Below are 24,471 nucleotides of genomic sequence, written 5' to 3' on the forward strand. Positions count from 1 at the left end.
GCCCGAGCGTACGCCCGACCTTCACTCACCGGATATGGATTTACACAAAGAGGTACCGAACCGGCCACCCGCGGGCCCCGGCGTACCGGAAGCGGCCTGCGAGTGGCCGGTGGAGCCCGACGGTCTCGGGCCTGCGTAAGGAACGGCGCCGGACGGCGAGAGTGGTGGGCTCAGGCCCCGACGGACGCCTTGACCCCGTCGGTTTCCCCGGCCTCGTCCGCCTCACGGGCCTCCTCGGCTGCCAGCATCTCGGCCTCGGCCTGGACCAGCGTCGGGTTACGCCAGGAACTGCGCACGCCCCAGTAGTAGAAGGCCAGTCCGATCGCGGCGACCAGGGCGATGTCCCAGCCCTCGGGCACATAGCCCTTACCGCCGAACTCCTTGCCGCCCATGTACGAGACGGTGGCCATGACCAGCAGATACGCCACCATCCAGGCACCGGCCTTCAGATGCGGACGCAGCCCGGCCCACGGCTTGCGGCCCTGGGTCAGCGGCTTGCCGATCTCGTACCAGGCCCAGACCGGGAGTCCGACGGCCATGATCAGAATGACCTTGCCGGTCAGCGGCCAGCGGCCCCAGTACAGGACCAGCGAGCCGAAGATCATCGCGATCGGCGCGATGATCGGCATCGCCTTCAGCTTCACCGGGCGCTTGAGGTCCGGCGAGACGCGGCGCAGCGACATCACCGCGACCGGCCCCGTGATGTACGAGATGACCGTGGCCACCGAGACGATCTCGGCGAGCGAGCCCCAGCCGCGGAAGACCGCGAGGAACAGGAAGGCGATCGCGAGGTTGAGCAGCAGCGCCGGGCGCGGCACACCGGTCTTCTTGTCCACCTTGCCGAAGATGCCCGGCAGATGACCGTTCTCCTGCACACCGTGGATCATGCGCGAGGTGGTGGCCGCGTAGATCATGCCGGTGCCGGACGGCGAGACAAAGGCGTCCGCGTACAGCAGCAGCGCCAGCCAGTTCAGGCCCCAGGCCACCGCGAGGTCGGCGAGCGGCGAGTTGAAGCCGAGACCGGCCCAGCCACCGCCGGCGGTCAGCTTGTCGCCGGGCACCGCCATCAGGAACGCAACCTGCAGCGCGACATAGATGACCAGCGCGATCAGGATCGACCAGACGACGGCCTTCGGCAGCGACTTGCCGGGGTTACGGGCCTCACCGGCGAGGTTCAGCGGGGACTGGAAGCCGTTGTAGGCCCAGACGATGCCGGAGACGGCGACGGCGGTGAAGACCGAGCTCCAGCCGTTGGGCGTGAAGCCGCCGTGGTTGCTGATGTTGCTGGTGTCGAAGTGCGCCAGCATCAGCGCGCCCGCGGTCAGCGCCGGGACGACGACCTTGAAGACCGTGATCGCGGTGTTGGTCTTCGCGAACAGCGAGATCGCGAACCAGTTGAGGAAAAAGTAGAAGATCAGCAGCACGCTGGCGAGCCCGACACCGGTGCCGGTCAGCTCCTTGCCGTCGTACAGCGCATGCGTCCAGGCGAAGTCCCAGGAGCTCATGTACTGGACGGAAGCGGTGGCTTCACCCGGGATGACCGAGACGATCGCGATCCAGTTCGCCCAGGCCGCGAGGTAGCCGGCGAGCGAGCCGTGGGAGTACTGGCCGTAGCGGACCATGCCGCCGGCCTTGGGGAACATCGAGCCGAGCTCGGTGTAGGTGAGGGCGATCGTCAGGGCGACAAGCGCTCCGATGACCCAGGCGAGGATCGCGGCCGGGCCGGCGATGGCGGCGGCCCGCTCGGCTCCGAAGAGCCAGCCGGAACCGATGATGGACCCGAGACCAGTGGCGGTCAGGGCGATGGTCCCGAGGGACCGACGGTAATTCGAGTGCGCACCCTGCTCCGCACCCGGGGTCTTCGTCGTGCTCACGTGCTGGTCTCCTGGTCTTCCCCCGTGCCGTGCACAAACTTCGCCATCGTAAGAGCGAATCGCACGGTCGGCTTCCCCCACCCAGGCAAAAATCCCGCCCAGTTGAGGGTCTGTGAGGTATCCAACATCACAACCGAGGCGTCATTTACCGACAAGGAGGGGCAAATGGGATATCAACCTGAGAACCAAAGGGAGTCTCGGGGCGTCTAGGCGACACACACAGGGCATCGGAAGGGCACACCATCTACTTGACAGGCAGGTGATAGGCGACCCGATGCCGGTCCGCGAGGGTGACGACATCGGCCGTCTCGACCGGCCGGCCGCCCGCGTAGTACGTCCGCGAGACCACCAGCACCGCATGTCCCGGCACCCCGCCCAGCGTCATGGCCTCCTCCGCCAGCGCCGGCCGCGCCCCGACCTCCTCGACGACGTTGTCCACCACCACCTCGATGGCCGCCATCCGCTCGACCACCCCGCGGCCCGCCAGCGGCCCCTCCTCCGGCAGCATCACGGGCGTCCGCCCGGTCACCTCCAGGGGCTCCCACGAGGTCGAGAGCATCGAGGGCTCCCCCTCCGCCCGGAAGACATAGCGCGTCCGCATCACCTTGGCCCCCTGCGGGATGCGCAGCCGGGCCGCGACCACCGGACCGGCCGCCTCCTGCTCGCTGTGGGACTCCCAGGTGCCCCGCACCCGCTCGTCCGTCTGCTCCTGCCGGAAGGGCGTACAGCCGCCCGCCGAGTGGAATCCGACGCGGGCGATGCGGCGCGGGACGGGCTGTTCGCGCACATACGTCCCCGACCCCGAGCGGCCCTCGACCAGCCCCTCGGCCATCAGGACCTTGCGCGCCTCCAGGGCGACGGTGTCCGAGACGCCGTACTCCTCACGGATGCGCGCCTGAGAGGGAAGGCGGGTGTGCGGCGGCAGCACCCCGTCGACGATTTTCTGGCGCAGGTCGCCGGCGACGCGGAGGTACGCGGGCTGCTCACCGAAAGGCACGTGCCCCTCCCAACAGCTTGACAGTCAGCAACAGCGTGGCAACCGCGCGTTGCCATCCGCAACCTTGGGCCAGATGTTCACCTGATGTGATGAAAGCCAGCTCAGCCCGTGTATCGGGCGAGATCGGCCTTCAGAGGGCCCCGCATCCCCACCCCGCGCCACCCCACGGCTTCTTTCCACCCGGGTGGACGCCACCCATACATGTCACGATCGAAACGGGACCACGTTCGAGGAACACGTCCGAAACGGCATACCGAACACGGCACGGCACGGCACGAAGACGCCGCACCAGGAACGTGGGACGCGGCGACAGGACGGGAAGGAAGGGACCCCATGCCCGCCGAACCCCACCTCTCCCCCATGCCCAGGGACTGGCAGCGGGCGCTTGCCGTCGTCGCCCACCCGGACGACCTCGAATACGGCGCCGCGGCCGCCATCGCCGAATGGACCACCGCGGGGCGCCAGGTCAGCTATCTCCTGGTCACCCGCGGCGAGGCCGGTATCGACGGGCTCGCACCCGCCGAGTGCGCCGCGGTCCGCGAGACCGAGCAGCGGGCCGGTGCCGCGCTCGTCGGCGTCCACCTCGTCGAGTTCCTCGACCAGCACCAGGACGGGGTCATCGAGGGCGGCCCGGCGCTGCGCCGCGATCTGGCCGCGGCCATCCGCCGCCACCGCCCGGAGCTCCTGATCACCCTCAACCACCACGACACCTGGGGCGGCGTCCAGTGGAACAGCGCGGACCACCGGGTGGTGGGCCGCGCGGTGCTGGACGCGGCGGGCGACGCCGGCAACCGCTGGATCTTCCCCGAACTCGCCGGCGCCCAGGGCCTGGCGCCCTGGAACGGCGTGCGCTGGGTGGCCGTGGCGGGCTCCCCGCACCCCACCCACGCCGCCGAGGTCGGCCCCGGTATCGACCGCGCGGTCGCCTCACTGGCGGCCCACGGTACGTACATCAAGGGGCTGGAAGGCGCCGGACAGGACCCCCACGCCTACGCCCGCAGCTTCATCGAACAGTCGCTGCGCACCGGCGGCGAACGCTACCGGGGCCGCCCCGCGACGCTCTTCCAGGTCTTTCCCCGCTGAGGTTCACGTCCTCCCGGGAAGCCCGCGCACGAACCCGGTCACCAGCCCCGCGACCTCCGCCGGCCGTTCCAGCAGCATCGCGTGCGTCCCGTCCACTCCGGCGACGGTCACCTGCGGCCGGGTCCGCGCCAGCTCCGCCAGATCGCGCGCCAGCCCCTTCACATAGGCCGCCATCAGCGCGTCGAACCATGGCGGGATGCCCGGCACCGGCAGATGCGGGCGCAGCGCACGGGCGATCAGCAGCGGCCGGGTCACCCTCCGGTACAGCGCGAACAGATCGGTGCCCGCCATCGCCTCCTGCGCCTCCAGGGCCTGTTTCCGCCCCGGCCGCAGGAACAGCTGCCCGTCCGCCGTCTCGCCCAGCGACCGTCGTACCCCGGCCTCCATCAGCTCCTCCGGTATACCCAACTCCGCTGCCATGGCGTTCTGATAGCCGAGGACCGCGTCCAACGCCTCCGGGGGAAACGGCCGTCCGCCTGCCTCTTCGGCGAACTTCCTTGCCTCCCCGAGCCGTTCTCGTACATAGGCGGCGTCCAGCCCCACGTACTGCTCCGGACGCCCCATGCCGTGGCCGTCGAGGTTCACCGCCGCCGGCACGCCCCCGTCCCGCTCCAGGCACCGCGCGGCCACCATCCCGCCCATCGAGTGCCCCACCACCACGGCGTCCGGCGCCCCGCACGCCGCCAGCACCGCCGTCACATCGTCGGCCGCTACGTCGAAGGTCCACGGCACCGCGCCATCCGCCGACCGCCCATGCCCGCGCAGGTCCATCGCCCACACCCGGTGCCCCGCGGCCAGCAGCGGGGCGACCCGCGCCCAGTCCGCCAGGGTCCGCCCCGCACCGTGCAGCAAGAGCACCGCGGCGCCCTCCCCGCCGTGATCCCGCACGGCCAGCTCCACGCCGTCGGCCGCCACACACACCAGATCCCTGCCCGCGCTCTTCGTCATACCGTCACGCTAGGGCCGCAAAAAAGCCCCAAGATCATCCGCGAAAAGGATGCCCCGGCGGCCCGATCCGGGTCAGAATGGATCAACCCCCTTTCCTGCGGGCCTCTTGCGGGTCCCCTCACCGCCCTGCCGGGCCAGGTAGGGGACGTTGTGGATGTCGGCCAGCCGGCGCGCCCGGCACCTCCCGCCTCTCGCGTACCCGCCTCGGGAGCACGGGCCCGGACACCGCCGGCCGGACCGGTTCTGTGGGCCGTCGGTGGCACAGCGGGCCACGCCCGCTTGCGCCTCCCGTCGCGGTCCCCCGCCACGCTGAACAATCGCCCTGGCCAGGACGTACGTATGCGTCTCAGCGGACTGAGGGGAACGACCGATGGACCCAGCGAGACATCCGGATCGCAGAGCCCTGCTCACCGGCGGACTGTTCGTCGCCACGGCGGCACTGGTGGGGTGCTCGTCGACGAGCGGCGCCCCGGCGACGGCCGGCGCCTCGCCGCAGGCGCGGCCGACCATGCAGCCGAGCGCGCGGCCGGCCACGCCCGAGGCGGCCTTCACGCGCCTGATGGAAGGCAACGAGCGCTGGGTGAACGGGGATCTCCAGCATCCCGACCGGGATCCGGACCGGCGCGAGTTCGTGGCCCAGAAACAGGAGCCTTTCGGGTCGGTCCTCTCGTGCATCGATTCCCGGGTGCCGCCGGAACTCCTCTTCGATACCGGGCTGGGTGACCTCTATGTGATGCGCACGGGCGGGGAGGCGGTCGGCCCGGTGGTCACGGGTTCCGTGGAGTACGGGCCCATGACCAGTGGCACGCCGCTCATCGTGGTCCTCGGGCATCAGCGGTGCGGTGCCATTGAGGCGTCGTACGAGTCGCTCCGTGACGGCAAACCGCTGCCCGGCAACCTGGAGGCGATCGCCCGTGCACTGCGGCCAGCGTACGAGCAGGCGGTCCGCGAAGGCGGTGACGACCCGGTCGACACCATGGCCCGCGCCCAGGTCACACTGACCGCGGCCGGCCTGCGTTCCAACCAGGACCTGGCACCGCTCGTGAAGAAGGGCACCCTTGCCGTGGTCGGCGCCTACTACTCGCTCGACTCGGGCAAGGTGGAGGTTCTGGCGGGCGCGCCGTCCTAGGGAGGCCGCCCAGGGAGGCCGCCACCCCATCGGGACGGCGGCGCCCACACGGGGCCGGCTCGGTTTGGGCCCGGCCCGCTGTGGGCGTGCGCCCGCGCCGGCCGGGGCCTCACGGCTCACGCGGCGAGGAGCTCCGCCCACCAGGTGATGCCGCCCGCGTGGGCCCGCGTGCCGCACTCGGCCGCCAGGGCGGTGACGATGTCGAGCCCCCGGCCGTGCTCGTCCGCGTCGGGCTCGACGACCGGCCGCCCGGCCGCCGCCGCAGCGCCCGCGTCGGTGACCTCGACGCGCAGGGCGTTGCTCCCCTCGACGTCCCGTGACAGCCGCAGCACCGCCGGCGGCAGGGCGTGCACGACCGCGTTGGTGATCAGCTCCGAGATCACCAGGAGCGCGTCCTCGGCGAGGTCCGGGGCCAGGTTCCAGTCGGCCAGGACCGTTCGCACCCGCCGGCGCACGACCGCGACGGCCTCGGGGATGTGCGGCAGCGGAAAGACCTGTTCGTCCGCCCCCTGGACCACTGCGTCGAGCTGTGCCGTCATACCGCCTCCTCCGAGGCCCCTGCCGGCCGGATGCCTGGCTTGAGAGGGACGCTATGGGGGACGGCGGGGGCGGTCAATGAACGCCGGTCGGCATTACCGAACGCTGTTGCGGAAGGCCGTCCCTTCCCGTCCGATGCCGACCTCGGGACTACGCTTGCCTCATGGCCGGCCCGGTCCAGTCGATCGAACGGGCGGCGGCGATTCTGCGGCTGCTCGCCAGTGGGCCCCGTCGGCTCGGGCTGGGTGAGGTGGCCGCGTCGCTCGGACTGGCGAAGGGCACCACCCACGGCATCCTGCGCACCCTGCAGAACATCGACTTCGTCGAGCAGGACCCGGCGACCGGCAAGTACCAGCTCGGGGCCGCGCTGCTGCACCTGGGCACCAGCTACCTCGACGTGAACGAGCTGCGCTCCCGCTCCATCAACTGGGCCGACGCCCTGGCCGCCCGCAGCGGGGAGGCGGTCCGCCTGGGCGCGCCGCTGGAGGGCAAGGTCCTCATCGTCCACCACGTCTTCCGCCCCGATGACACCCTCCAGACCCTGGACGTCGGCGCACTGCTGCCCCTGCACGCCTCCTCGCTCGGGAAGGTACTGCTGGCCTTCGGCAGTGTGCCCCTGGAGCCCGCCGTGGCGGCCGGGCTGGAGGCGTACACCCGGCACACCCTGGTCTCCGAGGAGCGCCTCACCCGGGCACTCGCCGAGGTCCGGGAGCTCGGGTGGGCCGCCGAAGTGCAGGAGATGATCACGGACGAGGCCGGCGTCGCCGCGCCGATCCGGGGCCACGGTGGCCTCGTGGTGGGCGCCATCGGCGCCTCCGGCACGGTCGAGCGGATCTGCGACTCCCAAGGGGTCCCGCAGCCGGCCCTGGTCACCCAGGTCCGGCACGCCGCCCGGGCGATCTCCCGGGATCTGGGGGCCGCCCGCTGGTGAACCCCGCCGCCCCCGCGCACCGCAACGGAAGGCTGATCATGGTTGAGCGGTATGTGATGTCCATCGACCAGGGCACCACCTCCACCCGGTGCATCCTGTTCGACCACCAGGGGCGGCTAGTGTCGGTCGCCCAGCGGGAGCACCAGCAGCACTTCCCCCGGCCCGGGTGGGTCGAGCACGACGCCGTCGAGATCTGGCACACCCTGCAGCGCGTGGTGCCGCAGGCGCTCTCCGACGGCGATGTCAGCCCCGGTGAGGTCGCCGCCGTCGGCATCGCCAACCAGCGCGAAACGACCGTGCTGTGGGACCGGCGTACGGGCACCCCGCTGGGCAGGGCGATCGTCTGGCAGGACACCCGTACGGCCCCGCTGGTCGAGGAGCTCAGAAGCCGGCCCGGGGACGAGTTCTTCCTCCGGCGCTGCTGCCTGCGCCCTTCCACCTACTTCTCCGCCCCCCGGATCCGCTGGCTGTTCGACCACGTCGACGGGCTGCGGCAGCGCGCCGAGGACGGTGAGGTGCTGTTCGGCACGATGGAGAGCTGGCTGATCTGGAACCTCACCGGCGGGCCGGCCGGCGGTATGCACCTCACCGACGTCACCAACGCCAGCCGCACCATGCTCATGAACATCAGCACCCTCGACTGGGACGAGGAGCTGCTGGAGTTCTTCGGGGTCCCCCGCCCGATGCTCCCGGAGATCCACTCCTCGGCCGAGACCTACGGAACCGCCCGTGCCGTCCTCCCGGGCGTCCGCATCGCCGCGGCACTCGGTGACCAGCAGGCGGCGCTGTTCGGACAGACCTGCTTCGCCCCCGGCGAGGCCAAGTGCACCTACGGAACGGGCAGTTTCCTGCTGCTCAACACCGGCACCGACCTCGTACGGTCCCGGCACGGACTGCTCACCACCGTCGCCTACAAGATCGAGGACCAGCCCGCGGTCTATGCACTCGAAGGCCCGATCGCCGTCACCGGCGCGCTGGTCCAGTGGTTCCGCGACCGGCTGGGGCTGATCAGCAGTGCCCCCGAGATCGAGACTCTCGCGCGCACCGTCGAGAACAACGGCGGCTGTTACATCGTCCCGGCGTTCTCCGGCCTGTACGCGCCGCACTGGCGCAGCGACGCCCGTGGCGTCATCGTCGGCCTCACCTCGTACATCACCAAGGGGCATCTGGCACGGGCCGTGCTGGAGGCCACCGGCTGGCAGACCCGGGAGGTGGTCGACGCCATGAACGCCGACTCCTCGCTCGCCCTGAAGGTGCTCAAGGTGGACGGCGGTATGACGTCCGACAACCTGCTCATGCAGTTCCTGGCCGATGTGCTCGACGTGCCCGTGGTGCGCCCCATGGCCGTCGAGACGGTCTCCCTGGGCGCCGCCTACGCCGCCGGGCTCGCCGCCGGCTACTGGCCCGACCTGGAGGTCCTGCGCCGCAACTGGCACCGGGCCGCCCAGTGGCTGCCGGACATGGACCCCCAGCGGCGGCGGTCGGAGTACGAGAACTGGCAGCGGGCGGTCGAGCGCTCGCTCGGCTGGACCCGACCGCCGGACCGCCCTGGCACCGGGGACGACGATGATTGACGGGGCGTCAGGACGTCCGGCAAGGATCCGGCAACTGTGTCTGCTCGGCTGCGGAGGGCGTCACCGTCAGCCTGCGATCCGGTTGGCGGGGACGTCGCAGATCAAGTAGGGGATGCGGGCCTCGCACGCGTTGCAGGAGTGAGCGGTCCAGGAGTTGGTGGCGCCTTTGCCGTGCCATTGCCGCATTCCGGCGTCGTCCGCTTCGGGGCCGACATACACCATCTCGCTCATGCGCAGATACTCGACGGACTTCCATTCCAGTCGTTTTCCGCCCAGCCCGAGCAGAAGTTTCATGGCGGAGCACGGCCTGGTCACCCCCGCCGTGTTCGCATCCAGATCAACATTCTCACCCCGGACGGTCAGCCAGCCCCGGTGGCCGCCGGGAAGCGCCGGGTTCACCGGCTCCCAGGCTCCTTGGTGATAGCTGATGCCTTTGAGGTGCTTTTCCCGGATCCACGGATCCGCCGTCCGCCCGCTGGAGGCGATGAGGAAGTATTCACGCCCGCCGATTCTGGCCTCCAGCACCCCCATCATAAAGACGGCGGCCGGGTCATTCATCAGGTCGCGGTCCTCCCTGAGGTTGCGGTCGATCGTGACGAGGACATTGCGCAGCTGCGCGCTGTCGGTGACTTGTGGGATGCCATGCAGCAGCTTCCCCTTGTCCTTTTCTTTTTTGTTCCTCGGGAAGCGGCATCGAGGGCAGGTGTCGGTCTGCTTCCCGCCGTGCAGGAGATTCGGCTCACCATCCGGCTTGCGGGGCCTTGTTTTCGGTGGCATGCGCAGCCTTCTCTCGAAGCGTCGAAGATGCGGGAGAAAATAGCACGGAGTCGCATTCCATTCCCGTCTCACCGCGAGGGCGAGAGGATTTTTTGGACGTTGTCGAGTGATGCCGGGTCGGGACTGCGCCACCCCACAAAGGGCACTTTTACGCCCAGCTCGGTTCAGATTCCACGTACGATATGATCACGCCGCATGGGCCATTTACTGGCGTGACATTGAATATCGTGACAAAACAGTCAACAGCCCACCGATGCCCTGGAAACAGGCGAAAGCGCCAGAGACGGCCACCCTCCGAATGGCCGGATCATCTCCGATATGAATTCCGGCGCTGATAGCGTTCGCCCGAGTTTCACGTCGGCTTACGACGGCCCGTGCGCAGCGCGGCCCGACGGTCGGGAGGGAATGCGTTGTGGCAATGACCTGCGGCAAGCTCAAGGAATGGCTGAACGGCCTTTCCCCGGGGCAGGGGCTGGATCTTCCCGACGGAATTCCGGACGAGTTGGGAGAACTCAAGAACGCGGTGAACATCAAAGCCCTCACGGGCTGGTTCACCGTCGGATCCGGTCTCACGGAAATCGACCCGGACGCGGGCAATCTGTGTCTCAGCGGAATCATCGCCCCGGGCACACCGACGATCTCCCTGTGTTTCATCACCGCCGACGACCCGGAACCCGGGGCCGACGACGCGGACATCGTTGGTGTTCGGATCGCCTTGTCGCTGAAGGACCATCCCGTGCTGTCGGTCCTCAGCGGCATCGGACTGCAGGACGTCCTGCTGGTCTACGAAATCCGCATGCTGGAGGGCGTCGCCGTTCGCGGGCTGTACGCCCAGGCGCATCTCGCCGTGAAGGACGGGGAATCACTCGTCATTACCTGTGCGCTGGATTTCGATGCGGGGCAGCGGAGCTTCGAGTTCCTCCTGGCGCCTGAGTCAGGAAAGGAGTGGCACCTCGCAGAGGCGGTCTTCGGGCTGTTCGGCGTTGCGCCGCCGCTCGTCCTGACGGACATGGCCCCGGAGCGCCTGATGGTGGCGTACGACACGGGCGCCGGAACCACCGGATTCCGGGTGGCGGCGGACGCCCGGTTCCCGCTGGGCGACGCCGACGCCGACCTCGCCCTGCGAGCTCACCTGTCCCGGCGGGCGGACGGCGGCTTCGACAAGGAGGTCTCGGGGACGCTCAGGGTCCAGGTCCCCGACGGTCACGGCGGTCTGCGCGCGCTGGGCTTCCACGTCGGGTACCAGGAACTGCCGGGCACGAACGTGGTCACCGCCTCCTGGGCGGCCGAGACAGGCGTACCCCTGACCGACCTGGTGGCCGCGCTCGGCATCGACCTGCCCGATCTGCCCGAGGCATTGCGCCCCGAACTGCATGCCCTGTCGGTGCGCTACGACTCCGCGACCGGTCAGGTTCTGCTGACGGCCGCGACCGAGCGCACGGGCTGGGTGTACACCAGCCGTCCCGGCACCGGTTCCGGCAGCCCGCGCCGCACCGCGGCCGCCGTGCGGGCCCGGCTCGGCGCGCGCACCTCGGATCTGCCGCTGGTCGGCGAGGCGATCCCGCCCGGTGCGGACCTGGTGCTCGACGGCATCAGCTTCACCTCGGCGCCGGCCGGATGGACCGCCGACGAGGCGATCGCCGTCAACTCCGCGCTGGACCAGGTCGATTCCGCGGCGGAGCGCAGACTGCCGCGCTTCGCCGCCGGCGGGACGGCCGGGCCCGGCGTGGCCGTCCAGATCGAGTGGAGCATCGGCGGAGTGCCGCAGGAACCGCTGCTTCTGCCGATCACCACGGGCGCCGGCGGCGCACTCGTGGCCGCCTCCCGGGGCCCGTTCGCGGTGCGTGCGGCCTCGGATGACACCTGGACACGTGAGCTCGACCTGACTTTCGGGGCGTTGCGGATCTCGCGGATCGGCGCAGGGCTGACGGCAGACGGTGGGCTCTTCGTCGCGCTGGACGCGGTCTTATCGGTGGGGCCGGTCCGTCTGGTCCTGATGGGCCTGGGGCTGGGCATCGACGGGGAGTTGGACGTCGAGCCCCGGCTGCGCGGGGCGGGCGTGCAGCTGGACAAGCCGCCGCTGAAGATCAGTGGCATGGTCGAGCGCCGGACCGGCTCCGAGGTCGCGCCCGGGCTCAAGGAGCAGTTCGTCGGGCTGGCCGCGATCGAGACCGGGTTCTTCGCCCTGCACGCGGCCGGGTCGTATGCCAAGGCGGTGGACGGCTGGTCGTCGATGTTCCTGTTCGGTGAGGTCTCGGGCGGCGAGCGTGGGCTGTTCGGGCCGCCCCCGTTCCGGGTGATCGGCATCTCGCTGGGTTTCGGTGTCAACAGCACGGTCCGTACCCCGGCCATCGACCAGGTCGGCCAGTTCCCGCTGGTGAACCGGCTGGACGGCGGTGGCAGTGGTGACAGCCCGGAGCAGGTGCTGGAGCAGCTCGCCGCACCGGGCGGATGGATCACTCCGCGTGAGGGCCAGTACTGGGGCGCGGGCGGGATCGAATTCAGCTCGTTCGAGTTTCTGCGCTCCCGGGCGCTGCTGCTGGTCGAGGGGGGTAAGTCGTGGAAGGTGCTGCTGATCGGGCGCACCACGATCGACCTGCCGCGCAGCAAAGCCGCCAGGAAGCCGATCGCCCGGCTGGTGATCGACCTGGCCATCGGATACCACCATGACCAGGGCCTGTTCTCGATGGACGCGGTGGTCGTGCCCGGTTCGTACGTCATCGACCCGGCGGCCGAGCTCACCGGCGGCCTGTCCCTCTACATCTGGGGCCAGGACCGCACCGCGGTCGGCGGCGGCAAGGGCTTTGTGTTCACCCTCGGCGGCTACCACCCGCGCTTCAAGCGGCCCGGCTACTACCCCAACCCGCCGCGTGTGGGCTGGCGGTGGGCGATCGGCCCGGTGACCCTCCGCGGGCAGGTGTACGCGGCGCTCACCGACGGCGCGTTCATGGCCGGCGGCGAGCTGTCCGCCACCTACGACAAGGGCCATGGCATCCAGCTGCAGGCATGGTTCACCGCGTGGCTGGACGCGCTGGTGCAGTGGAAGCCGTTCTACTTCGACCTGTCGATGGGCCTGAGCATCGGGGTTGCGGCCACCGTCAAGGTGCTGTTCGTGCGGGTGCGGGTCTCCCTGTCGGTGGGGGTGTCGCTGGACCTGTGGGGGCCGCCGATCGGTGGCCGGGCCAAGATCAAAGTCTGGTTCATCTCGTTCACCATCGCCTTCGGCACCGGCCGGGACGGCGTACCGGCGATCGACTGGCCCGAGTTCCGCGTCCAGCTGCCCGCCCCGCTGTCGATCGCCCCGCTGCGCGGGCTGCTGGTCGACGTCGACCCCGAGGAGTCCGCCGCCCGGTCCGACGCGGGAGAGCCCCTGCTGGTCTCCGCCGACGGATTCGCCGTGCGCACCGAGGCCGCCCTTCCCGCCAGCCGGATCATCTTCAACGACAACGACGACGAGCCGTTCGCCGGGGCCGGCGGCGACACCATCGACATCCGGCCGATGCGCCTGCGAGGGGTGGTCTCCGAACACCGCGTCACCCTGAAACGGTTCGACCGCCCCTACACCCCCGACGGGTGGACGGTTGCCGCCTTCCGGCAGGACATGCCCAAGGCGATGTGGGGTGCGCCGCTGGGCAACCCCCGTGACGTCCTCGACGGGGACGGGCTGCTCAGTGGCTGCCTGGCCGGGATGGCCTTCGAGATCCCGGAGCCCGAACTGGCCGAGGCGGTCGGCTGGGTCGACGCCGGGGCCCTGGACGCCGACGGGCTGCCGGACGCGCCGATCCCGCTGTTGGGCTCGGGGCCGGAGGGGCCGCCGTCCGCCCCGGACAAGGCCAGTATCGCCACGATCGTCGATCCGGACACCGGCATCGCCTCGGCGAACACCGCCGCCCTCCGCTCCTCGGTGCACGCCGCCCTGGCCGGCCTCGGCCTCGCCCCCGGCACCGACGAGGCGCTGACCGGCTACGAGGCCCTCGCCCGGACCACGTTCACGAACCCGCCCATGACCACCGCAGCCGAGAGGTGAACCGACGTTGAGCGGCACCGATGACCTCCGCGTCGCCTTCCACGACTACCGTCGGCCGAAGGCCACCGCCGGCGTTTACACCGTTACGGCAGAGCACCGCCTGACCAAGGACGGCGACCGGGTCGACGTGAACCCGGCCATCCCCGCCGACACGCAGCAGTTCGAGATCCGCGCGGTCCGGTTCGTCCTGGACCCCTCGTCCGTGCACGCCCACTACCCGGCCGAGGGGGCCAGCGGCGACTTCAGCCGCACCCTTCCGCACCTCACCCTCAACCGGTCGATCCTGCCGTGGGAGCGGCCCCTGAAGGCCCGCGCGGTACCCGAACAGGCTCCGTGGCTGGCGCTGATGGTCTTCCACGCGGGCGAACTGCCCGACGATCCCGAGGGCTTGGGGCAGACCACCACCCGCACCGTCGCGGAGCTGCTCCGGCCCGGCGACGGCATCCTCGGGCCGGACCTCAGCGGCACCGGTATCACCCCGGGCATCGAGGCCGGCCGCTGCCAGAGCATCGACGTCCCCGCCGGGCTGTTCACCGCCCTGGTGCCCCGTGAGGAGGAACTGCACTACCTCGCCCACGTCCGCGACGTCACCCCCCGGCCGCAGCAGCGCGACGACGGCGAGATCCCCGCCGAGGGCCAGTACGCCGTCCTGGCGTCCAACCGCTTCCCCCGCCAGGTGGGCACCTACACCGCGCACCTGGTCTCGTTGGAGGGCTTCCACGGCAAGCTTGACCCAGGCCAACTCGACGAAGAGGTGGAGTGCGTCAGGCTGTGTGTGCTGCACTCCTGGACGTTCACCAGCGACCCGGCCGGCACCCGCGACGCCGCGGCCCTGCTCGGCAAGCTCGTGGCCCCCGCCCGCACCGACCGGGAGAACCTGGCGCTGCGCCTGCGCCCGCCCGGGAGGGTGGCGGCGCGGTCCACGCCGGACGCCGAGCAGTACGCCCGCCGCCGCCTGCACCTGGGCTACTCCCCGCTGCCGTACCGGCTGCTGTCGGGGGAGACCACCTACGGCTGGTACCGCGGTCCCCTCGTTCCCGTCATCGCCGCCGCGACCCGTGACTTCGCCCGCGACACACCGCAGACCACCGCCGACCACGCACTGATCTACGAGCCGGAGCACGGTCTGTTCGACGTCTCCTACGCCGCGGCCTGGACGCTGGGCCGCACCCTGGCCCTGAGCGATCCCGGCTACAGCGAGGAGATGACCCGGGCCCGTCGCGAACTGGCCAACACCGCCGCGACGATGATGGCCCTGGCCGCCGACACGAGGCTCGCCGCAGCCGACCCCGGCGATCTGCACGGGCGGACCCTGCGGGAACTGGCCACCCCCGGCTTCGCCACCGAACTGATCGAGGCGCTCTCCCGCCCGCTCACCGCAGCGGACCAGGCCCCGGCTCGCCGCGGCCGCCGTACCCGCCTCACCCGGGCCGCCGCCCGCGCCGCGCTCACGGCCGAACCCCAGATGGCCGCTCTGCAGGCCACCGCCGAACGCCACACCCGCACCATGCCGGCCTGGCTCGACGAGCTGGCCCTGCTGCACCGGGTGCCCTTCACCTACCTGGTGCCCAACCCCGCGATGCTTCCTGCGGAGTCGATCCGGCTGTTCCGCATCGACGAGAACTGGATCGAGGCACTGCTCGCCGGGGCCCGCGACGTGGGCGCCCACACCTCCCTGGACGCACTGGTCGATACCGCACTCACCGCCGCCACCGAGCGACGCCGCACCCGCACCCGCACCGCCGAATCCGGTCGAGCCGGACTGCTGATCCGCTCCGAACTCGTCGAGGCCTGGCCGGTGTTCGACATCCTCGCCACCGCCGGCGGCCGGCCCGTCGGGGAACTCCGCCGCGACCACCTCGCCCCCGACACCCTGCTCCTCCTCCTGGACACGCTGCCCGACGAGGTCGTCATCCGCGAGCCCGGACAGGGCATCCACTTCGGCATCGACAGCTACGACGCCGACGGTGACGACAGCGATGACGACGGCAGCGGCAGCGGCAGCGGCAGCGGCAACAGCGCCAGCACCAGCACCAGCACCAGCACCAGCACCAGCACCGACGACAGCGTCATCCACCTACGCGACCACCGGCCCGGCGACGACCTCGGCTACCCGCTGTACCGCGACTATCCCGCGGGCGGCGGCCTGCTCACCCGCCACCTCCGGCCCCGCACCGGGAATGACGCCCCGTACGTCCTCGCGCTGCGCGGCGACCGGGGCCTGGTGCCTGCCCTCGCCGCCGCCCTCGACCCCGCCCTGAGCGACCTCGCGCCCGGCGAGTTCGCCCTGCAACTCGTCAACGCCCCCGTCGAACAACGCCTGACCCTCGACCCCGCGCCCGGCCAGGAGAGTGCCCGATGACCGACACCGACCTGATCGTCCCCGTCGAGGTCCACGCGCTGCTGGCCACCCGCGACGTGAACGAGTACGACGTCTTCCGCCGCTGGACCCCGGCCTACCCGTGGACGTTCTCCAAGGACCACCGCAGCAATGCCGAGCCCTCCATCCAGCACTCCGAGGGCCCTCCCGGCGAGGGCATCCACGTCCAGTGGCAGCTGCCCGAGGCCCTGGCCACCGGCGTGATCGACCCCGCCACCGGCATCAGCACCTTCCCCCTGGTGCCCAACCGCTGGCTCGTCATCCGCTACGCCGAGGTGCGCGGCGAGCTGAAGGCCGCCGGATTCCTCGTGCACAGCGACTACCTGGAGAAGGCCGACGGCGGGCCCGTCGAGTCGGCGTTCACGCCGTTCGCCGACCCGGCCTCCCCCAGGGAGACACCCCGCGCCGACTACATCGGCCGCGTCCACCCCCTGACGGCCGGCCCCTGGCAGGAGCCCGCCGCACGTCCGGCGTTCCTCACCGCCATCGGCAGCGGTCTGCCCGCCTTCGCCGCGTTCGCCCCCTACCACGAGAACGTCTTCCTCTTCCACGACACCCTCGCCGACCTCAAGGCCAACGACAACTACCCGCCGCCGTGCACCGTCAGCTACTGCGTGATCGGCTGGTACCGCGACGACACCGACGACATCCTCCGCAAGGCACGCGACATCGAGGGCCTGCTGCCGCCCGACGCCGACCCGGACAGCCCCGCCGACGTGCTGCGCGCCCTGGGCTGGGCCGCCCCCGACGACCTGCCCGACACGATCACCCGCACCCGCTACGCCGGCACTGCCCTCGGTATCCCCTGGAACCGCGAGGGCGGACACCCGGACTCGGACCGCCCCACCGAGCCGGTCAACGTCGCGATCGGGCACAGCACCGCCGACGCCGTCGCCGCCCTCGCCGACCACCAGGCCGGCCGCACCCAGCTCGCCGACCGGTTCCGCGCCCTGTTCCACGGCAATCCCGACGATCTCGACGGGCCGGACTGGCAGGTCTCCCTGGAGGAGATCACCCGCCGTTCCTGGTTCAGCGGCCACGACGGCGGTGCCACCTGGCGGGTCGTCAACCGGCCCAGCGAGCAGGCCGACACACAGGCACCGCCACCGGAGCAGCCGGACTGGATCACCGCCCTCAACCACGACCAGGATGACTACGACCGGGCCGTGCACCGGCTCGCCGCCGCCCGCTGGCGGCTGTGGACCCTGTGGTGGCTGCGCCACCTGCCCGAAGACCGCCGCCCCCTCGACTTCGGCTTCGACTTCGACGAGACCGCCTGGGACCAGCGGATCGCGGAAGCCGGAACGCGGGTGACGGAGCTCGAAGCGGAGGTCGAAGGCCTGAGCGGCAAGGTCCCGCACGGCCGCACCCCCGAGGACGTCCAGGACGCGATCGACCGCTACCCCGAAGACCACGGACTGGAGCTCCCCGAAGAGCTGGAGCTCAAGCGCACCCCCCGGCAGAGCTACTACCGCCCCGCCGACCCCGTCCTCGCCCTGACCGGCAAGGGAACCACCCAGCCGCTCGGCCGCGACGAGGACGACCCGCTGCCCTGCCGCCTCCCGTCCCGCCTCCTCACCAAGGCGAAGATCAACAACGCCTGGGTGGAGGTCCCGGCCGACCCGCTGCTCCCCGCCCATACGCCCCAAGTCCCCGGCATCATCCGGCCGCTGGTCGCCGAATTCGCGCTGCTCGACAAGGCCGTACGCACCCAGGTCACCGGCGGTGAGCCCGATTTCACCGCGCTGCACGCCCTCGTCGCCCGCCCGGCCACCAGCTCCCAGGGCCCATGGCCCGAATACACCCGCGTCTGGCGCCAGCCCTGGCTCCCGCTCTACCTCCAGTGGGAGATCAAGCACTGCGCCACCCCCTACCAGAACGGCAGGAACACCGCCCCCCACTGGGAGTTCGACCGCGACCGCTACCGCTGGAAGGGCACCGGCGCAGCCTCCGGCGACGGCGACGGCGGACGCCGCTGGAACGCGTTCGGCGGACGCGCCTTCCTCACCCCCTCCACCCGCTACGTGCTACGCGAGCAGGCCCGCCGGCTCGCCGAGCACGCCCCACCGCACCTGGCGCGGCAACTGCACGCCATGCGTGAGGGTCTGGAGAGCATGGACGTGCTCTCCCAGGCTCTCGACGGCTTCCATGACTGGCTCATCCAGCAGGACGGCGCCGCCCAGGCGGTCACCGACCACGCGGTCCTCTCCCTGGCCGGCGAGACCAACCACGTCCCCGACGGCGCCGCAGGCCATGGCGAGCAGCGCTTCCAGCCCGTACGCGCGGGACAGTTCCACTTCATCGAGCTGATCGTCATCGACCGCTTCGGCCGGGTGCTCTCGCTGGTGCAGCCGAACCAGACCGAACCCATCCAGTTCCCCCTGGTCCGCGCGGACAGTGTCGTGCCGGACCACGATCTGTTCCCGAACCCGCCCGGACCGCAGCGCTTCGTACAGCTGCCGCCCCGGCTGGTCCAACCAGCCCGGGTCCGCCTGGACACCGTGCCGCTTCGGGACGACCAGCCACCTGCCGAGGCGAACGCGAGCGGCCCGACCGCACAACTCCCGGGCGCCGACAGCCCGGTGGCCGGCTGGCTGCTGGTCAACCACCTCGACCAGACCCTGCTGGTCTACGGCCCCGACGGGGAACCCCTCGGCGAACTACGCGTGGTACGCGACGCCCGGAACACCCCCACCACCGCCTGGAACGCACTCCCGCACGCCCCCCACCGCCACCCCGAAGACGACGGCTTCGCCACCGCCTACCCCCATGTCGCAGCCTTCGCCCGCGGCCTGCTCGGCCACGCACCCAAGGCCTTCGACGCCCTCATCGAGACCATCGACACCGCGCTCGACCACATCCTCGAACCCGCACCCGACGAGGACCGCTCCCCGGCCCGGCTGATCGGCCGCCCCCTCGCCCTCATCCGCACCCGCCTCAACCTGGACCTGATGGGCGAGCCGCTCAACGACCCCAGCTGGAAACGCGTCTTCACCCCGCCGGACGAGGACTACCCCGACCCCGGTGCCCACCCCGACTACCGCGACTACCCCGACTCCCGCTGGACCGTCCGGCTCGGCGACCCCGACCGCCTCACCGACGGCCTCATCGGCTACTTCGCCGCCGACGACCACGACCAGCGGACCCGCTACCACCGCTTCCACGCCGTCGACCCCAGCGGCCCCGCCCACACCTATGTGACAGCGATCGGCACCGGCGCACACCTCACCCTGCCCGCCCGGCCCGCCGACCGCCCCGCCACCCACCACCTCACCCTTCTCGCCTGCCCCCACACCGCCGTCCACGCGACCACCGACATCCTCCCCGTCGCCGACGTCTCGGTGGACGCGGACACCACCCACCGGGCCCTCGCCCGCATCCGCGCTTCCTTCCGCCTCAACCCGCTGCTCGCCCCCGACCGCTTCGGCCCGCCGGCGGCAGCGGCCTCCGTCACGGCCCAGCCGGGCCACCCCGCCTCGGCCATGGCGGACGGCGACCCGACCACCTCCTACGAGAGCAGCGAGCCACCCGCCGCCGGCGACTGGGTCCGCCTCGACCTGCACACCGAACGCCGGGTGGACGCCGTCGGCATCCTCCTCGGCCGCCCGGACGGCGGCCACACCCCCGCCGCCACCGACCTGGAAGCCTCCACCGACGGCGAGCAGTGGACCACGCTCCAGAGCAACACCCGGGTGACCGAGATCCACCACACCCCCGAAACACCGCTCACCGCCCGCTACCTGCGGCTGCGGCACACCGGCCCCGCCCACGAACCCTGCACCGTCCGGGAGTTCACGGTAGTGGCCGACCCGCCGGACAGCTCCCTCGTCATGCCCCGCCCCGCGGCCTGGCACGGCGACTGGACCTGGGCCGAACCCCTCCCCGTGGACGGCACCGCGACCGGCCTCCCCCTACCCGACTGGGACGAGCACCTCATCTACCACGCGGACGAGCTCTCCCACCCGGACGCGCCCCTGCCCATCGCCCGCTCCGGCTACCTCCAGCTCCAACCGGCCACCCCCGGAGACACCCGCTCCGCCCCGGCCCCCGCCGCTGCACCGGCCCCGGCCCCGGAAGGAAGCCCGTCGTGACCCGTCCGAACCCAGCCCTGCTCCTCCCCTACCGCCTGGAACACGCCCCGGCGACGGCCGCACAACCGGGCGCGACGGCCCTCCACCGCGTACGCCTCACCATCGGGGACGACCCGACCGGCCGCACCACCTGGCCCATCCGGTGCCGGCGGGTCGCCGTCGCCCTCCCCGTCGCCGACCACGCATCCGCGCCGGCCGACGAACCCGTCATCCTGCGCACCCGGCTGGACCTGGCACGCGGCCCCGGCCGCGGCCGGCAATGGCTGGTCGAAACCACCACCACCGACCCGGCCGGCACCCTCCTCACCCTCGTCCCCGCCGAACCCGCCCGCTTCGACGGCACCTGGACCCTCGCGCTCACCCTCGACATCAGCACCCCGCTCGGCAGCCGGACCCGCATCACCGAGGACACCGCACTCGGCGACACCAGCCCCCAGCGCCGCGCCGGCAACGCCCCCCTCACCGCCACGCCCCTGCCCCACTGACACCCTCCCGCCAGTTCAGGAGCCTGAGAACCGTGACTACCCCTGACCTCCCCATGCTGCTCCCGCCCGCCATGGTCCCGGACCCGAGCCCGCTCCATGTCTCCACCTTCGCCAAGCCGGAGTACGCCAAGCTGACCTTCACCTACGGCACGGTGAAGTCCGGCGCCAACTGGCCCGTGCACTGCAAATGGTTCAAGGTCCGCGTCCCGACCGGCCGCCACGCATCCGCCCTGACCAGTGAACCCACCCTGATCCGCAGCGAGTTCACCGTTCCCTCAGGCAAGCGGCAATGGAACGTCGAACGCGATGTCCGCGACCCCAACCAGGTCGTCTTCACCTGCTCGTCCCCGCCGGACGAGCCCGCCGCGTTCGACGGGACATGGAGCGTCCAGCTGGAGCTGTGGGGCATCGAGGTCAACGGCGGCGCCGGCCCGGTCGACATCACCTGGGAGGAATCCACCTCGACCACCGGAGCGGACGGCGCCTACCAGAACCGCACCGGCCGGGGCGAAGTCAGCAAGCGCGACGACTCCTTCTACCTGCACAGCTTCCGCCCGGCCTCCGTCGTCATCAACCGCAGCACCAAGGCCACCCTCCACTGGGACGGCACCCCCCACGCCGTCTACACGATGCACTACCGGAAACCGGACGGCACTCAGGATTCACGCCCGGCCAAAGACGGCACCTGGATCACCCCGGAAAACCTGGTCGACGACACCAGCTTCACCCTCGAAGCAACCATGGGCAACGAGACCCGGTACCTCACCACCTACATCAAGGTCAACAACCCCGACATCATCGTCAACACCGCCACCGCCGGCGGAGTGATCCGTGCGCACGACGGCATCACGGGGCCCAATGACACGAGGCCCCTGGAGGTCCGCGGAGGCGCAGGTCTTCTCGTCCACAAGTCACTCGACGTCGGCACATACGCCGGCGGCACCACCACCATCCGGAACCCGCTCACCGCCAACGGCAACCTCACCGTCCACGGCTCCACCGTGACCGGAGACCTGGAGGCGAAGGGGCATGTGACGGCTACCCAGACGAACAAGGTCGTACGGATCCGCGACCTCAGGGGCCCCGTGAAGTCGGGAGGCCAGACCGTCGATCCGCCCCTGAACATCCAGAGTGATGTGACGGTCAACCAGAGCAAGACGTTCAAGGTCCGCTACGTGACCGGGCTCGGGACGTACCCGGCGATCGACTTCGATGCCCACCTCAACCTCTCCACGCCCGGCCGCACGACGACCGTTCGCGGCCCGCTCGTCACCAAGGGGAACGTCACCTTCGACCAGAAGAGCCTTCACGAGCCGCCGCAGAACAACACGGTGAGCGTGAAGAGCACCGCCGCCCTGCAAGGGCGGGTAGACGCAGTCGGCGCCCCCGTGCTCATCGCGGAATTCGTGGTGAGCTCGCCGAGGCCGGACCAGCAGCGGACCTTCACCGCTCAGACCTCCGGGTTCGTCCTCGCCCGGGCCCATGCCGGCGGCGGAGCGGAACACGTCCGTCTCACCATCACCACGCAAGGCAGGTCCATCGAAGACGACGCACACGGCACCAGCAGGGCGGGAAAGAACTCGATGGCCGTTCCGGTTGCCGCTGGAAGGGACTTCACCGTCCGGGCCGTGAAGCAGTCAGGAGCGTTCAATGACCGCTGGGCCGTCGGCTACTTCTACTGGGTCCCCCTCGGCACCGGAACAGCAACGGCCAAGACAGTCATGGCCGACACAGACCCTCCCGCCCCGGACACCGACACCTATCCGGTCGACGACGGGCCCGCAGCCGCACAGGAAGGCCCCTGACGGCAACACCGGCTGAGGGCGCCCGTACCAGAGCATCGCACCTCCGTCCCATGGCCTGCGGTCGGTTCCCCGACCGCCGGCCATACGGCGCCAGGGGGACCCCCCGCGCCGCCGCCCAAGCACGGCGTCCGTGGACCACGGGCACAGCAGGCGGGGCCGACCCCGAACGGGACCGACCCCACCTGACCTGCATATTTGCCTGACCTGCACATTCGCCGGACCGCTGGGCCGGCGCTGGGGCGGCAACTACACGTTGAACCGGAACTCCACCACATCCCCGTCCTGCATCACATACTCCTTGCCCTCCATGCGAGCCTTGCCGGCTGCGCGGGCTTCGGCCACCGAGCCGGTTTCGACCAGGTCGGCGAAGGAGATGACCTCGGCCTTGATGAAGCCCTTCTGGAAGTCGGTGTGGATGACACCGGCCGCCTCGGGGGCCGTGGCGCCCCTCTTGATGGTCCAGGCGCGGGTTTCCTTGGGGCCGGCCGTCAGGTAGGTCTGCAGGCCGAGGGTGTTGAAGCCGACGTGGGCGAGGGTGGCGAGGCCGGGCTCTTCCTGGCCGACGGACTGGAGGAGTTCCAGGGCCTCGTCCTCGTCCAGCTCGGCGAGGTCGGCCTCCAGCTTGGCGTTCAGGAAGATCGCCTCGGCGGGGGCGACCAGGGCGCGCTGCTCGTTCTTGAAGTCCTCGTCGGTCAGCTCGTCCTCGTCGACGTTGAAGACGTAGAGGAAGGGCTTGGTGGTGAGGAGGTGGAGGTCGTGCAGGAGCTCCTCGTTGCCGGAGCCCTGGACGATGCCCGCGGCGAAGAGCGTCTCGCCCTTCTCCAGGATCGCCTTGGCCTCCTCGACCGCCTTGACCTTCGGGGCCACGTCCTTCTTGATGCGCGACTCCTTCTGGAGGCGCGGCAGGACCTTCTCGATGGTCTGGAGGTCGGCGAGGATCAGCTCGGTGTTGATCGTCTCGATGTCGCTCTTGGGCGAGATCTTGCCGTCGACGTGGACGACGTTCTCGTCCTTGAAGGCGCGGATGACCTGGCAGATCGCGTCGGACTCGCGGATGTTCGCGAGGAACTTGTTGCCCAGGCCCTCGCCCTCGGAGGCGCCGCGGACGATGCCCGCGATGTCGACGAAGTCGACGGTCGCCGGGAGGATCTTCTGGGAGGAGAAGATCTCCGCGAGCTTGGCCAGCCGCGGGTCGGGGACGCCGACGACACCGACATTCGGCTCGATGGTGGCGAACGGGTAGTTGGCCGCCAGCACGTCGTTCTTGGTCAGGGCATTGAACATGGTCGACTTGCCGACATTCGGCAGACCGACGATTCCGATCGTGAGCGACACGTGGCGACTCGACTTCCGAACGAGAGGTGGTGGGGTGGGCAGCGGCCCCGGGAGGGCCGATCCACCAGTCTACGGGGCCGCGGGGGCCGAGCGTCCGCCACCGGGACCGGCCCGCGCCCCGCCCGGCCCCGGCCCGTAGCGAACTCGGCCGCAAGCTCGGTGAAAGCGCGTGTCCCGCGACCGGTTAATACCACTTAGCGGCCTACCGTTGCCGGGTGGAGCAACACGAAGCGCGCACGCCCCAGCACAGCCCGCCGCGGTCCGGACGGCCGCCCGCGGGCCAGGACGCCCGGCTCCCGCGCCCCGCGGAGGCCGTGACCCCCGATCCCGACGACGCCTTTCTCTCCGCGATGCGGGCCTCCGGGTTCGCGTCCGTACCGGCCTCCGCGACGGCCGCCGTCCATGCGCCGCCGCGCGGCCCCGCGCCGGCCGGGGCCCTCCGGGCGCCCACCCGGCCGCCGTCGGCCGCGGTCCCCGGACGTGCGGTGGCCCGGCCGG

At 71.0% G+C, this 24,471-nt stretch carries 15 protein-coding genes; 9 read left to right on the forward strand and 6 right to left on the reverse strand.

Features of this window, described 5'->3' with window-relative positions:
* Nucleotides 1-170 precede the first annotated feature (170 nt).
* Together AB0C46_RS21720 and AB0C46_RS21725 are read right to left on the reverse strand one after the other, a co-directional pair.
* On the reverse strand, nt 171-1,874 hold the full coding sequence (locus AB0C46_RS21720; protein WP_362829605.1) for an APC family permease: 1,704 nt from the start codon (nt 1,872-1,874) through the stop codon (nt 171-173).
* A gap of 244 nt (nt 1,875-2,118) precedes the next feature.
* Complete coding sequence (locus tag AB0C46_RS21725; RefSeq protein WP_362829607.1) at nt 2,119-2,871, reverse strand: GntR family transcriptional regulator; 753 nt, start codon at nt 2,869-2,871, stop codon at nt 2,119-2,121.
* A gap of 333 nt (nt 2,872-3,204) precedes the next feature.
* Here AB0C46_RS21725 and AB0C46_RS21730 point away from each other — a divergent pair, with 333 nt between their 5' ends.
* Nucleotides 3,205-3,954: a PIG-L deacetylase family protein gene (locus tag AB0C46_RS21730; RefSeq protein WP_362829609.1), complete on the forward strand. Its 750-nt coding sequence runs from the start codon at nt 3,205-3,207 to the stop codon at nt 3,952-3,954.
* Nucleotides 3,955-3,957: 3 nt separating this feature from the next.
* Here AB0C46_RS21730 and AB0C46_RS21735 read toward each other — a convergent pair whose 3' ends face one another.
* Nucleotides 3,958-4,902, reverse strand: a complete 945-nt coding sequence (locus tag AB0C46_RS21735) for an alpha/beta hydrolase (RefSeq protein ID WP_362829610.1) — start codon at nt 4,900-4,902, stop codon at nt 3,958-3,960.
* A 370-nt stretch (nt 4,903-5,272) separates the two neighbouring features.
* On the opposite strand from AB0C46_RS21735, the gene AB0C46_RS21740 reads away from it, so the two are divergent.
* A complete protein-coding gene (locus AB0C46_RS21740) occupies nt 5,273-6,031 on the forward strand; it encodes a carbonic anhydrase (protein WP_362829612.1) in 759 nt (252 codons plus the stop codon).
* A gap of 116 nt (nt 6,032-6,147) precedes the next feature.
* Here AB0C46_RS21740 and AB0C46_RS21745 read toward each other — a convergent pair whose 3' ends face one another.
* Nucleotides 6,148-6,570 carry an ATP-binding protein gene (locus tag AB0C46_RS21745; RefSeq protein WP_362829613.1) on the reverse strand — a complete coding sequence of 141 codons (423 nt, stop codon included), beginning with the start codon at nt 6,568-6,570 and terminating at the stop codon, nt 6,148-6,150.
* Nucleotides 6,571-6,731: 161 nt separating this feature from the next.
* On the opposite strand from AB0C46_RS21745, the gene AB0C46_RS21750 reads away from it, so the two are divergent.
* On the forward strand, nt 6,732-7,499 hold the full coding sequence (locus tag AB0C46_RS21750; RefSeq protein ID WP_362829614.1) for an IclR family transcriptional regulator: 768 nt from the start codon (nt 6,732-6,734) through the stop codon (nt 7,497-7,499).
* A 38-nt stretch (nt 7,500-7,537) separates the two neighbouring features.
* A complete protein-coding gene (gene glpK, locus AB0C46_RS21755) occupies nt 7,538-9,073 on the forward strand; it encodes a glycerol kinase GlpK (RefSeq protein ID WP_362829615.1) in 1,536 nt (511 codons plus the stop codon).
* A gap of 66 nt (nt 9,074-9,139) precedes the next feature.
* Here glpK and AB0C46_RS21760 read toward each other — a convergent pair whose 3' ends face one another.
* A complete protein-coding gene (locus AB0C46_RS21760) occupies nt 9,140-9,850 on the reverse strand; it encodes a hypothetical protein (protein WP_362829617.1) in 711 nt (236 codons plus the stop codon).
* Between the two features lie 418 nt (nt 9,851-10,268).
* On the opposite strand from AB0C46_RS21760, the gene AB0C46_RS21765 reads away from it, so the two are divergent.
* Genes AB0C46_RS21765 through AB0C46_RS21785 form a run of 5 tightly spaced genes read left to right on the forward strand, consistent with a single transcriptional unit; the run spans nt 10,269 to nt 22,638 of the window.
* Nucleotides 10,269-13,877 (forward strand): DUF6603 domain-containing protein, encoded by a 3,609-nt coding sequence (locus AB0C46_RS21765; protein WP_362829707.1) that lies wholly within the window; start codon nt 10,269-10,271, stop codon nt 13,875-13,877.
* Nucleotides 13,878-13,884: 7 nt separating this feature from the next.
* The gene (locus tag AB0C46_RS21770) at nt 13,885-16,239 is read left to right on the forward strand and encodes a hypothetical protein (protein ID WP_362829618.1); all 2,355 of its coding nucleotides are present in this window, start codon (nt 13,885-13,887) and stop codon (nt 16,237-16,239) included.
* Nucleotides 16,236-20,348, forward strand: a complete 4,113-nt coding sequence (locus AB0C46_RS21775; RefSeq protein ID WP_362829619.1) for a discoidin domain-containing protein — start codon at nt 16,236-16,238, stop codon at nt 20,346-20,348. The genes AB0C46_RS21770 and AB0C46_RS21775 overlap by 4 nt, the downstream gene beginning before the upstream one ends.
* Entirely contained in the window at nt 20,345-20,833 is a 489-nt protein-coding gene (locus AB0C46_RS21780) for a hypothetical protein (protein ID WP_362829621.1), read from the forward strand. Before AB0C46_RS21775 ends, AB0C46_RS21780 begins: the two co-directional genes overlap by 4 nt.
* A 32-nt stretch (nt 20,834-20,865) precedes the next feature.
* Complete coding sequence (locus AB0C46_RS21785; RefSeq protein WP_362829622.1) at nt 20,866-22,638, forward strand: hypothetical protein; 1,773 nt, start codon at nt 20,866-20,868, stop codon at nt 22,636-22,638.
* A 246-nt stretch (nt 22,639-22,884) separates the two neighbouring features.
* Here the strand turns inward: AB0C46_RS21785 and ychF are convergent, their stop codons facing one another.
* The gene (gene ychF / locus AB0C46_RS21790) at nt 22,885-23,973 is read right to left on the reverse strand and encodes a redox-regulated ATPase YchF (RefSeq protein ID WP_362829623.1); all 1,089 of its coding nucleotides are present in this window, start codon (nt 23,971-23,973) and stop codon (nt 22,885-22,887) included.
* Between the last annotated feature and the right edge of the window lie 498 nt (nt 23,974-24,471).

This window comes from Streptomyces sp. NPDC048637 (genome assembly GCF_040650675.1).
Lineage (GTDB): Bacteria > Actinomycetota > Actinomycetes > Streptomycetales > Streptomycetaceae > Streptomyces.